Genomic DNA, 12,886 nt, shown 5'->3' on the forward strand with positions numbered 1-12,886 from the left:
AATGGCAAAATATTTTGGTACAGACGGCGTAAGGGGCGTAGCAAATAAAGAATTAACACCAGAACTTGCGTTTAAATTAGGGCGTTATGGTGGCTATGTTTTAGCACATAATAAAGGTGAAAATCACCCTAAAGTACTAGTAGGTAGAGATACACGAGTGTCAGGCGAAATGTTAGAGTCAGCATTAATTGCAGGGCTGATATCAATTGGCGCAGAGGTTATGCGTTTAGGCATTATTTCTACGCCAGGTGTTGCTTATTTAACTCGTGAAATGGAAGCTGAACTAGGTGTCATGATATCTGCATCGCACAACCCAGTTGCAGATAATGGAATCAAATTCTTTGGTTCAGATGGTTTTAAATTATCAGATGATCAAGAACAAGAAATTGAAACACTATTAGATCAGGAGAAACCAGAACTACCTAGACCAGTTGGCGAAGATATTGTGCATTACTCTGATTATTTTGAAGGTGCTCAAAAATATATTAGCTACCTAAAATCAACAGTTGACGTTGACTTAGATGGAATGAAGATTGCTCTAGATGGCGCCAATGGTTCAACTTCATCTTTAGCACCATTTTTATTCGGTGATTTAGAAGCTGATACAGTTACTGTTGGATGTAATCCAAATGGGTATAATATAAATGAAAATGTTGGTTCAACACATCCTGAAACATTAGCAAAATTAGTCGTTGAGTCTGAGAGTGATTTTGGCTTAGCGTTTGATGGTGATGGTGATAGACTTATTGCTGTTGATGAAAATGGTGACATTGTAGATGGTGACCAAATCATGTTTATTATCGGTCAAGCAATGTCAAAAAACCAAGAACTTAATGATAATATGATTGTTTCTACAGTTATGAGTAATTTAGGTTTTTATAAAGCTTTAGAAAATGAAGGCATTCAGTCTAACAAAACTAAAGTTGGTGATCGCTACGTTGTAGAAGAAATGAGACGAGGTAATTATAATTTAGGTGGCGAACAATCAGGCCATATTGTTTTAATGGATTATAATACTACTGGTGATGGCTTGTTAACAGGTGTTCAATTAGCCAGTGTGATTAAAATGACTGGTAAACGATTAAGCCAACTTGCTAGTCAAATGAAGAAATATCCTCAATCATTGGTCAACGTACGTGTTACAGATAAGTATCGTGTTGAAGAAAATATAGATGTACAAGAAGCTATGACAAAAGTAGAAGTAGAGATGAACGGGGAAGGTCGTATATTAGTTAGACCTTCAGGCACAGAACCACTTGTACGTGTTATGGTTGAAGCTGCAACTGATGAAGATGCACAACGTTTTGCACAAACGATTGCAGATGTTGTTCAAGAGAAAATGGGATTAGAATAATAAGACGCGTTTAGTGATAAACACGAATAAGCTACCGATCAAGTATCCTTGCCGGTAGCTATTTTTATTTTATTAGTCTCTTATATGTCATGAACATAATAAAACCGAGGGATACCTAAATCTAAGTATCCCTCGGTTTTTACTTGTTAAAGCACATTATATTCTTTAACGATTTCAGCTGTTAATTGATCATCTATCTTAGCGTAATTTTTTAAGAATGCTTCGACGCCATGAGTATTAATATAATTATTTTTCTCAACAGTTTCTTCATCGTTTGTATCATCATATTTCAATAATAGTGCCGCTGCTTTTACTAAACCATCATGTTTTAAGTTGTTTTTATATAAATAATTTAATGGTTTAATAATACGGTCTTGTGGACCAATTTTACGAATAGAACCACGGCCTACACGCGTAACTTCATCAGAAAGGTTGGCATTTTTAAAACGGTCAATAATTTTTTCGACATATTGTACCTGCTCTTGTTCTGTAAAGTTAAACTCACTTGTGATGTACTGACTAGTTTCTTTTAATACATTTTGTAAACCATATTTGATATTGTCATCATTTACTGCATCTAAGATCGTTGCTTGATTGTGATAGCTTCCTGCATAGGCAAGATAAGCATGGCCTGTATTTACGGTTAAAAGTTTTCTTTCAATGTAAGGCGTTAGATTATCAACATATTTAATGTGATTTAATTCTGGACCGAACCATGCATCTTTTTCAACAACCCATTCATAGAAAGGTTCAACCATTACATCTAAAATATTTTCATTTGTTTGTAACGGAACGATTCGGTCAACAGCAGAATTGACAAAATGAATATGATCACCAAGAGGTCCGGTTAAATCTAAAATTGCTTTTTTTAAAGTGTTAGTAGCCATAATTGCATTTTCACATGCAACTATATTGACAGGTGTTTCCTTTTCTTTTAAATAAGCGGCAAAGGATTTAGCGATAATTGGTAAAATATTAACTCCCACAGCAGTTGTAATTAAATCAGCTTCTAACACAGCTTGTCTCAAGCTATCAGAAGGCGCTGCTGAATTAATAGCATCAACATTGTGTACACGTGTTGTTGTATGTGCTTCATCAGCTAAAATGACGTCATATTCGTGTACTTCATCTAATTTATTAATAATATCAGCATTAACATCTGCAAAAGTTACTTTCACATTGTTGTCAGCTAATATATAACCAATAAAACCTCGGCCAATATTTCCAGCCCCAAAGTGTAATGCTTTCATTATGCATCAGCCTCCTCAAAGACTTGTTTAATTTCTTCAGCAGATGAAGCATTCACGATACGCTCTACATTTTCTTCTTCACTAAAAGTGATTGCGATTTGTGAAAGTAAATCCAAATGCTCACCATCTTTACCAGCAATACCTACAACAACTTTTACTTCTTCGCCATCCCAGTCAACGCCTTCAGGAATTTGGATTAAAGTAAGTCCGGATTTTAGTACACTTGTTTTGGCTTCATCAGTACCATGTGGGATAGCTAAGCCATTTCCCATAAATGTAGTTACGATTTCTTCACGGTCTTTCATGGCTTGAATATATGCTTCTGTAACAGCACCACTTGATACTAAAGCTTGTCCTGCTTTTTCGATTGCTTCGTTTTGTGTTGCAACTGTTTGGTTAATAAATATATTTTCATTACTGAATAATTCGCTCATTTTTCTTCACTCCAAGTTTAATTGATTTTTTAAATGTATTAGATAATGCTGTTTCAGCATATCTTTTAGTTGTTCGGGACGTTTCATAAATTCATCAATTTGCTTTAAATGTTCTACCATGTCTCCAGATATATCACTGACAAGACTAGCCAAATAATCATCAGGGGGTATAAACATATTCAACAAATATTTTATCGATTGATTGTCATTTTGATTACTTTTAAGCAAGATAGGTTCATTCAAAATAGTGATTAAAATAATCGGTTTCTGAATGATTTCATGTTTTAAATGAGGTATAGCTATTGGATAAGGTTCTAGGACAAAACCTTGTTTATCTATACATTGCTTAATAAGTTCAGCGAATGACGATTGATGCTGAATGATTTCATATGATATAAGTTTGTCGGTTAAATAATTGGGCAAATCAGATATACTCGTATAATCAATATATACAGAATCTATTAGTTCTAAACCTTTTCTAATGTATTTGAGTTGATCTTCAGGAGCTTTAATATGTTGTTTGATATTTTCAACTTCTGAACCTGTCGTTGCTATTGAATCTTTACGCATATTTAAAAATGCAGCTACATGGTTAATATCTGAATCTGGCAATAATGGGTTTACAGTTAGATAGGGAACAGTTATATCTAAGTCAACGGTTGAAATAATAGCATCATATTGTGTTGTATCAATTTCAATTAAGTCACCTACAGATGCTTGTTTAGGGTGTTGTATTTCGCTGAATGTTTGTTGTAATCGTGTAGCGAGTAAACGGCTTGTGCCAATACCACTACTACACACAACTAATACTTTATAGTTGTGTGTACTTTGACTTTGAATTGCACCCCCAAAATGCAAGACAATAAAAGCAATTTCACTATCTGGAAAAACAAAGTTCGGCCAAGTTTGAATGAGCCCTTGGTGGACGCTTTCGAAAAGGCTAGGGTATTTATACTTAATCATTTCTGTTAATGGATTATATGTTTCAATATTAGCGTTCAAACGATTAATTGCAGGAATAATATGGAGTCTTAAACCTTCTGTTAGAGTTTCTAAATCTTTAAATTTATGAGTTGAATTGTTAATAACAAATTGTGTGAATTGATTAATTTTATTCTCATCTTTTTCATCTTTCTCATCTTTAAACATATCGTCAGACTCTTTTCGTTTGGCGCCTCGTAAGTGAATGGTAATGAAAGTAACTTCAGCTTGATTAAATTGAACATCATAGATATCTTCTAAATGTATAGCTAAAGCATGTGCAACTTCGTGTTCAAAGGAATCTTTAACACTATTATAGATATCCTCGCTAATAGAGACATATTCACCATTTAACATGCGATCGATACTTAAGACGATGTGGACAGTCAAAGTGAGATAACTTGATTCAGTTAATGCGTATGGAAGCTGACCTAAGTGATCCATAAGTATGCGCTCGACTTGGAAAATTTTGTCCATATCCACCATAGATAATTGAGAATGATTTAAGGACTGATACACAAAATGATTTTCAATCACGGAATAAACACTTGTACTATTTAAATTATTAACCATAAGTTGACTTAATAACTCACGCTTTTTTGATTCAGGTCCTTCTAAACGAATGCCTTCACCACGTTTTTTATGAAGCTGTAATTGATATTGCTCGAGCTCGTAATCTAATTCATCTAGTAATTTAGCTAACGTTTGTGTAGACACACCAATTTCTTGTGCTAAGCCATATTGTTTAATCGGTTCTTTAGCTTGGATTAAACCATATAAAATAATTACTTTCTGTTCTTCATGAGATAAATCAATTGTATTTTGCCTGAGCAGCATATTTTTGAGTGCAGTAATAGCTTGTTCATCTCCATCAAATTGTATGCCTTTATTGGTTACGCGTTCTAATTTGATGTTAAATGAACTAATATAAGACTCGATCGATTTTAATTCCCTATGAATAGTACGAGAGGATACAGCTAAGTATTGAGCAATGTCATAAATTTTGACATATTGACCGTGATACTTAATTAACATTTCGATAATTTCTTTTTCACGTGTACTCAAAAACATAGCCGGACCCTCCAGTATGGTTCTATTTTTAATGTAAATTAATGTTCTTCATTTTTCAGGTTTTCTAATAATTCGTCATATCTTGGTGAATTTAAGAAATTATCAACAGAGATATGAATTGCACTTGGAACTTGTTTGATTGCTCTATCTGTTAATTTTTTCTGTGTGATAACAAGTTGAGCATCGCTTGGTAATTGATTAATTGCTGTATTAGTCACATTTACATCTTGTATGCCCGCTTTTTTAAATTTATTGCGTAACATACTTGCACCCATAGCACTAGATCCCATACCTGCATCACATGCGAATATGACATGATTTACTTTACTATAATCATGCGCATGGACATTTTCTGTATCGTAATTATCTAATATGTCTGCATCATTATTTGCATCGCTATTTGAAGTTTCATCGGTAGCTGTGCCTGTAGTCGTGCCAGAAGTTGTAGCAGCTTTACTATCTTCTTTCCCTGATAACTTAGAAGCTACACTTGATTTTTTACCTTTTGTTGCTTCCATCTTTTCAGTAGCCGCTTCTAAATCTTCCTCTGGTTCTTTTGTGAATTTCAGGATAATAGCAGCAACTATAAACGAAACGAGAGCAGCTAATAATACGCCTAAAATCATGTGGAAGAACTCTCCTTTAGGGGCATTAAGAATATAAACTATGAAAGATCCTGGTGAGGCAGGGCTCTTGAATCCAAAGTCAAGAAGTGAAAATGTAGCAACACCTGTCATTCCACCTAAGATTACAGCAATGAATAATAGTGGGCGCATTAACACATAAGGGAAGTAAATCTCATGAATACCACCTAAGAAGTGTATGATACCAGCACCGTATGATGTTGCCTTGGCAGTCCCTTTACCAAAAATCATATAAGCTACTAAGATACCTAAACCAGGTCCAGGATTTGATTCGATTGTGTATAAAATAGATTGACCTGCTGAAGCTGCTTGATCAGCACCAAGTGGGGTAAATACACCATGGTTAATCGCATTGTTTAAGAACACGATTTTTGCTGGTTCAACTATGATACTGACTAATGGAAGTAAATGTGCATGTACCAAAGCTTCAACAGCTACGGATAAGATATGCATAATAAATTCCATTATTGGTGCTAAAACTTTAAATCCAATAATTGTCATGACAAAACCTAAAATACCAGCTGAGAAATTATTGAATAGCATTTCAAAGCCTTGAGGCGTTCTTGGTTGAATAAAGCCATCGACTTTTTTCATTAACCAGCCTACGAGTGGTCCCATAATCATTGCACCAAGCAACATTGGAGTATCTGGTAAGGCAACGATAACACCCATTGTTGCTACGGCTGCAATAATACCACCGCGCATTTCATGTATAAGGCGACCGCCACTGTATGCGATAAGTAATGGAATTAAGTAAGTGATCATTGGTCCAGCTAACTCACTTAAATCTTTGTTTGGCCACCAACCACCTTTAATAAATATCGCTGCGATAAATCCCCATGCGATAAAAGCACCGATGTTTGGCATAATCATACTACTTAGGAAAGAGCCGAATGCTTGAACTTTACGTCCAATACCGTTTTTTTCTTCAGTTTGAGTTTGTGACATAATTTGCACCTCTTTTTCTCTTTTATTTGTAACTTCATTGTATGGTTGTTCATATAATTTAACAACTTAAAGTAATTTCAATTTTGTCACAATGTTTTTGACAAGTTTATGACTATAGTGAGCGTAAAGCATTAATATTTTGCATAATATATACGATAGTAAAGATTTTAAATGATTATGAACACGAAATTAATATATTATTTGCAATAGATATAATAAACATTGTACAATGGGTTGTATTGAAGGAAAGGAGGTCCATTAACAAGCGAGTTCAATTAAAGCGCCTGTACAAGCGAAGCGGTTATATGTTTAAAATTTAAGGTTTATAACAGAAATCTTAATAGACGTCATATCGAAGCTTGTAGACGAGGAGGATAGTTATCGAACCATCGGCGGATGCTATCCCGGATGTGGCTCATTCGAGAGCTTATTAAGGAAAACATTAGGGCAACCTAGTGCACAAAGTTAATAAGATAGCCAAAAATTAAATAAGAATACTATTATAAGGTGAGAGGGATAGCTGTATACTTTTTTAGACATGACTTTCCTATTACTTAACAATAGGAAGCGGTCTGTCTCAAATAGGGCTATGCTATTTAAAAACAGGTTCGTTTACGCTGAACGTAGAAACCCAATCGCCATAACATTGGAGGAAATTATAAATGTGTGGAATTGTTGGATATATCGGGCATGATAATGCTAAAGAATTATTATTAAAAGGTTTAGAGAAATTAGAGTATAGAGGCTATGATTCAGCTGGTGTAGCAGTAGTCAATGATGAAGGTACGTCTGTATTTAAAGCAAAAGGTCGTATTGCTGAGCTTCGAAAAGTTGCTGATAGTGACGCAACAGATGGCAGTGTAGGCATCGGGCATACACGTTGGGCAACGCATGGTGTTCCAAACTATGAAAATTCACACCCACATCAATCATCTTCAAATCGTTTTACACTTGTACATAACGGTGTAATTGAAAACTATGAAGAACTTAGAAATGAATATTTGAGTGACATCGCATTCCAATCAGAAACGGATACAGAAGTTATTGTACAATTGGTCGAATATTTTTCAAATAAAGGACTTCCAACTGAAGATGCATTTACAAAAGTAGTGTCATTATTGGAAGGGTCATATGCACTAGGTTTAATCGACAGTGCTGATAAAGATACAATCTTCGTAGCTAAAAATAAATCGCCTCTATTAATTGGTGTCGGTGATGATTTTAATGTAATTGCTTCTGATGCAATTGCAATGTTACAAGTAACGAACAGATATAAAGAAATCCATGATCATGAGATTGTTATCGTTAAACGTGATGAAGTGATCATTAAGGCTCAAGATGGCAGTGTTCAAGAAAGAGATGCTTACACAGCGCAAATTGATGCTTCTGATACTGAAAAAGGTGTCTATGATCACTATATGCTTAAAGAGATTCATGAGCAGCCTGCAGTAATGCGTAGAATCATTCAAGAATATCAAGATGAAGATGGTAACTTGAAGATCGATGCGGATATTATTAAAGATGTAGCAGAAGCAGATCGTATTTATATTGTTGCAGCTGGAACAAGCTATCATGCAGGTTTAGTAGGTAGAGAGTTTATTGAGAAATGGGCTGGTGTTCCTACAGAAGTACATGTAGCCTCAGAATTTGTATATAATATGCCATTACTTTCAGAAAAGCCTTTATTCATTTATATTTCACAATCAGGTGAGACTGCAGACAGTCGTGCAGTATTGGTAGAAACTAATAAATTAGGTCATAAATCACTAACGATTACTAATGTGGCTGGCTCTACACTTTCTCGTGAAGCTAATCATACATTATTGTTACATGCAGGCCCTGAAATTGCTGTAGCTTCTACTAAAGCTTATACAGCACAAATTGCGGTATTATCAATACTTTCACAAATCGTTGCACAAGAGCATGGTAGAGAAGCAAATATTGATTTATTACCAGAATTAGCAAAGGTAACTACAGCAATTGAAGCTATTGTTGATGATGCAGACATTATGGAACAAATAGCTACTGATTTCTTAGAAACAACACGTAACGCATTCTTTATCGGTAGAACAATGGATTACAATGTGAGTTTAGAAGGCGCATTAAAACTTAAAGAAATTTCATACATTCAAGCAGAAGGATTTGCTGGTGGTGAATTGAAACATGGTACAATTGCGCTTATTGAAGAAGGCACACCAATCATTGCTTTAGCGACACAAAAAAATGTTAATCTTTCAATCAGAGGTAACGTGAAAGAAGTTGTGGCACGTGGTGCAAACCCTTGTATCATTTCAATGGATGGACTTAACAAAGAGGGTGACACTTATGTGATTCCTCATGTACATGAGTTATTAACACCGTTAGTGTCAGTAGTAACAACACAATTAATTGCTTATTATGCTTCGTTACACAGAGATTTAGATGTAGATAAGCCACGTAACTTAGCAAAATCAGTTACTGTAGAATAAATTTATTTTTTAACAGGTGTTGGATATGACAGTTCATATCTAACACCTGTTTTTTAGTATATATTCTATTTACTAAGCCGAAGATATAGCTGTATAATACTTGAACAAATTATTTTCAAATGATAAAAGATTCTATTATGCTTAAATTATTATATTATAGTTCTTATGGAATCGATAAAGGGGCAATGATAGTGACTAAACCAAAAGTATATACTATGGCGTTCGGGTCCGTGTATCCTCATCTTATAACTAAAGTTGAGAAAAAGGGAAGAACCAAAGCAGAAGCAGATTTATTAATTCGATGGATGACTGGTTACGCACAAAAGCAGCTAGATCGCATGTTAGAAGATGGTACAGATTATGAAACATTTATTGTGAAAGCGCCACAGTTAAATCCAAATAGAAATAAAATCACTGGTGTCATTTGTGGTGTTCGGGTAGAAGATATGGAAGCATCGGTCATGAAAGAAATTCGTTATTTAGATAAAATAATTGATGAATTAGCAAAAGGTAAGGCGATTGAAAATATAATGAGAGCAGATAAATAAAATATCGTGCAAGTATATTTAGGAAAAGGGGAATCGGGATGCTTATTGATTTAAAGCATATTGCTAGAAGAAAGCAAGGGAAAGAAATAATTAAAAATGTAAGTTGGCAAGTCAATCAAGGTGATAAGTGGATGTTATATGGGTTAAATGGTGCTGGTAAAACGACATTGCTTAATATTTTAAATGCATATGAACCTCATACTTCAGGTGAACTTACATTATTTGGAATGCAACCGGGTAAAAAGGGCTATTCTGCAGATAATGTACGCGCGCAAATAGGGTTTGTATCGAATAGTTTAATGGATCGATTTCAAGATGGGGAAATCGTGATAGATGTAGTCATAAGTGGCATATTTAAGTCTATAGGTATTTTCCAAGAAGTGCAGCAATCCTATGTAGATATGGCTAAAAAATATTTAGCACAAATGGGTATGTCAGATTTTGAAAATCAATATTATGGCTATTTATCTACGGGAGAAAGGCAAAAAGTACTTATAGCAAGAGCGTTGATGGGCAGCCCACAACTACTTATTTTAGATGAACCGGCTTCAGGATTAGATTTTATTGCGCGTGAAGATTTATTAAATGCGTTAGATTCACTTTATAAACAAAATCCACAACTAGCAGTGATTTATGTAACACATTTTGTAGAAGAAATAACATGTAGTATCCAAAAGGGTTTTTTATTAAAAGATGGTAGCTGTTATAAGCAAGGCGATTTAACTTCAGTCCTTAACAGTAATACATTGAGTGAATTTTTCAATAGAAATGTACATGTTAATAATCAAAATCAACGGTATTCATTATTCTTACAGGAATAGTGCATTGCAGAAATGAAAAGATAGTGCAATAATTTAATACGATAATATGTAATGGGGGACTTATATAAATGGATAATGTTAAAGCAATATTTTTAGATATGGACGGTACAATTTTACATAAAGATAACCGTGTAGATATAGAGACAGTGGAAGTCATCAGTCAGCTGAGAAATCAAGGTTATAAAGTATTCTTAGCCACTGGAAGAGCACATGATGAAATACATTATTTAGTACCTGAATCTTTTGAAGTAGATGGTATTATTAGTTCAAATGGTACATTAGGTGTAGTTGAAGAAGAAACGATATTCAAGCATAGTTTATCTTATCATACAGTGCTTGAAATTGTGAAACGTGCAAAACAACAAGCAATTTATTATGAAGTATTTCCTTTTGATAGACAGCGTATTGTGCTTAAAGAAGATAAAGCATGGGCTGAGGAACTATTTGAAGCTAATACACCACCAGGAAAAGTTGGTGAAAGCGAATGGACTTCAAGAAAAGAATCTATTGTGGAAAAAGTTGATTGGGAAGATAGCATACCCGATAGTACTTTTTCTAAAATATATTTATTTTCACCAGACTATGATAAGATTACAAGCTTTCGTAATCAATTAATCGAAGATGAAGCGGCACTACACATAAGTGTTTCTAATTCATCACGCTTCAACGCTGAAACAATGGCATTTGAAGTAGACAAAGGCACTGGTATAAAAGAAATGATAGAACATTTTGGCATTCGACAAGAAGAAACATTAGTTATTGGTGACAGTGATAATGATAGAGCGATGTTTGCATTTGGTCATTATACGGTTGCTATGAAGAATGCAAGACCAGAAATACAAGCATTAGCCAAAGATGTTACTTCATTAACAAATGAAGAAAATGGTGCTGCTGCATACTTAAGTGAACATTTTATAAATAACTAAGTATTTTAGTGTAGTTAATTTAAAATTAAGAAATGAAGAAAATCAAGCCAAGTTACAGTTAATCTACTGTGACTTGGCTTTTATTGTTTAGACAGTAATTTTTAAGAAGATTTCTATTGATTAATATAAAGTATGATATGAAATACGTTTATAATCGATAGAGAAGCTGCTAAATTGAACCATTAATCATAAAAGGCATAATTATCCAACATATTACAAAAAGCCAATGTAGCTATTCTATGAGCTACATTGGCCTTTATAAAGTAAAAAGATTATTTATCTGATTTATTGAATTGATCTTTTAATTCTGAAGATTTGTTTTGTACATTATCAGTTTTATCATTTAAATTAGATTTAACATTGTTTTGTACATCTTCTTTTTTATTATTCAAATCTGACTTTTCAGTTTGATTTGAAATACTGTTTTTAACTTTTGATTGTTGTTCTGATTGATCTGTTTTTTTATCTTTTTTGTTTTCAGTAGATGTGATAGCTTCACCATCGTGATTATAATATTGAATGATAGCTAACATATTTGTATAGTAGACAGCTAATCTAATGAGTATAACAAGCACACTTACAATGTAGATGATTGTTAATGCAACTTTTTGTGAAATGCTACCTGTGCCAATTGAAATCAGTTGACTTACTGGATTAGCAAGAATAATTACAAGTAAATTTAATAACAATAGTCCAATGAAGAATTTGAACCATGTTTTTCTACCATTTTTAATACCTTTAAATCCACGTTTGATACATCCCCAAGCACCTTTATTAGGATCTTTAATGAATGCTAAGGTGAAGTTGATAATTAAAATAGTAATAAACCAATAAATAAATGATTGAATAAATACGACTAAAGTTGCTGCAATAATTTGTAGTGTCAATGAAATGCCAAGCGCATGATCAGAACTACTTAAAGGACCTTGTAACGCACCAAATAATTGAGCAATACCTAGATTTAGTAATTTAGATAATAATATATTAACTACTAATAGAAGGATTATAAATATTAAGGCGAATAAAGATAGTTTTAAGCTTTTAGCATACTTTCCTTTTTTAAATGTCGAAAATAAATCTTTAAAGTTTACCTTGTCTTTATTTATTGCTTTGTCTATAGTGTAGATAGTTCCTGATATTAATGGATAGCCAATAAATACAAAGAACAATAACGGAACAAGTAATGTTAGGATTAATATAAATATTGAACCTGCGATTGATTGTTGCATAGCCATAGCCATAGCGAATTTATATAGCGCTGGTTGAACTGGCATAAACGTTAATATAGTTAAAGCAAATAATATGACAAAACTTACTATTGTAAAAAGTAAAATTTTAGCATGTTGTGGTTTAGCATTTTGTAAAGCTAGTTTATGAAATTTAAACAAATTTTAAGCACTCCTTTTTAGTGATAAGATTACGATATCAGAAAATTAAAGAT

Annotated in this window: 10 protein-coding genes; 5 read left to right on the top strand and 5 right to left on the bottom strand. The window is 33.5% G+C overall.

Annotated features, from left to right (window positions below; genetic code table 11):
• Position 1: 1 nt before the first annotated feature.
• Positions 2 to 1,354 carry a phosphoglucosamine mutase gene (gene glmM / locus QMO72_RS03850; RefSeq protein WP_103267488.1) on the top strand — a complete coding sequence of 451 codons (1,353 nt, stop codon included), beginning with the start codon at positions 2 to 4 and terminating at the stop codon, positions 1,352 to 1,354.
• Positions 1,355 to 1,500: 146 nt separating this feature from the next.
• On the opposite strand, the gene QMO72_RS03855 is transcribed toward glmM, so the two are convergent.
• From QMO72_RS03855 to QMO72_RS03870, 4 genes are read right to left on the bottom strand one after another with little or no spacing between them, the layout of a single operon-like run.
• Positions 1,501 to 2,604: a mannitol-1-phosphate 5-dehydrogenase gene (locus tag QMO72_RS03855; protein ID WP_103267489.1), complete on the bottom strand. Its 1,104-nt coding sequence runs from the start codon at positions 2,602 to 2,604 to the stop codon at positions 1,501 to 1,503.
• Complete coding sequence (locus tag QMO72_RS03860; protein WP_103267490.1) at positions 2,604 to 3,038, bottom strand: PTS mannitol transporter subunit IIA; 435 nt, start codon at positions 3,036 to 3,038, stop codon at positions 2,604 to 2,606. Before QMO72_RS03860 ends, QMO72_RS03855 begins: the two co-directional genes overlap by 1 nt.
• Positions 3,039 to 3,044: 6 nt before the next feature.
• Entirely contained in the window at positions 3,045 to 5,090 is a 2,046-nt protein-coding gene (locus QMO72_RS03865) for a BglG family transcription antiterminator (RefSeq protein ID WP_103267491.1), read from the bottom strand.
• 38 nt (positions 5,091 to 5,128) lie between these two features.
• The gene (locus tag QMO72_RS03870) at positions 5,129 to 6,682 is read right to left on the bottom strand and encodes a PTS mannitol transporter subunit IIBC (protein ID WP_103267492.1); all 1,554 of its coding nucleotides are present in this window, start codon (positions 6,680 to 6,682) and stop codon (positions 5,129 to 5,131) included.
• Between the two features lie 662 nt (positions 6,683 to 7,344).
• Here QMO72_RS03870 and glmS point away from each other — a divergent pair.
• The 4 genes from glmS (at position 7,345) to QMO72_RS03890 (ending at position 11,445) form a co-directional block, all read left to right on the top strand.
• The gene (gene glmS / locus QMO72_RS03875; protein WP_103267493.1) at positions 7,345 to 9,150 is read left to right on the top strand and encodes a glutamine--fructose-6-phosphate transaminase (isomerizing); all 1,806 of its coding nucleotides are present in this window, start codon (positions 7,345 to 7,347) and stop codon (positions 9,148 to 9,150) included.
• Positions 9,151 to 9,341: 191 nt separating this feature from the next.
• Positions 9,342 to 9,698 carry a DUF2200 domain-containing protein gene (locus tag QMO72_RS03880; RefSeq protein WP_103267494.1) on the top strand — a complete coding sequence of 119 codons (357 nt, stop codon included), beginning with the start codon at positions 9,342 to 9,344 and terminating at the stop codon, positions 9,696 to 9,698.
• Between the two features lie 38 nt (positions 9,699 to 9,736).
• The gene (locus QMO72_RS03885; RefSeq protein WP_103267495.1) at positions 9,737 to 10,519 is read left to right on the top strand and encodes an ABC transporter ATP-binding protein; all 783 of its coding nucleotides are present in this window, start codon (positions 9,737 to 9,739) and stop codon (positions 10,517 to 10,519) included.
• 68 nt (positions 10,520 to 10,587) lie between these two features.
• Positions 10,588 to 11,445 carry an HAD family hydrolase gene (locus tag QMO72_RS03890; protein ID WP_103267496.1) on the top strand — a complete coding sequence of 286 codons (858 nt, stop codon included), beginning with the start codon at positions 10,588 to 10,590 and terminating at the stop codon, positions 11,443 to 11,445.
• A gap of 272 nt (positions 11,446 to 11,717) precedes the next feature.
• On the opposite strand, the gene QMO72_RS03895 is transcribed toward QMO72_RS03890, so the two are convergent.
• A complete protein-coding gene (locus QMO72_RS03895; RefSeq protein ID WP_103267497.1) occupies positions 11,718 to 12,833 on the bottom strand; it encodes a hypothetical protein in 1,116 nt (371 codons plus the stop codon).
• Positions 12,834 to 12,886 lie beyond the last annotated feature (53 nt).

It is taken from the genome of Staphylococcus casei, assembly GCF_030294405.1.
GTDB classification, from domain to species: Bacteria; Bacillota; Bacilli; order Staphylococcales; family Staphylococcaceae; genus Staphylococcus; species Staphylococcus succinus.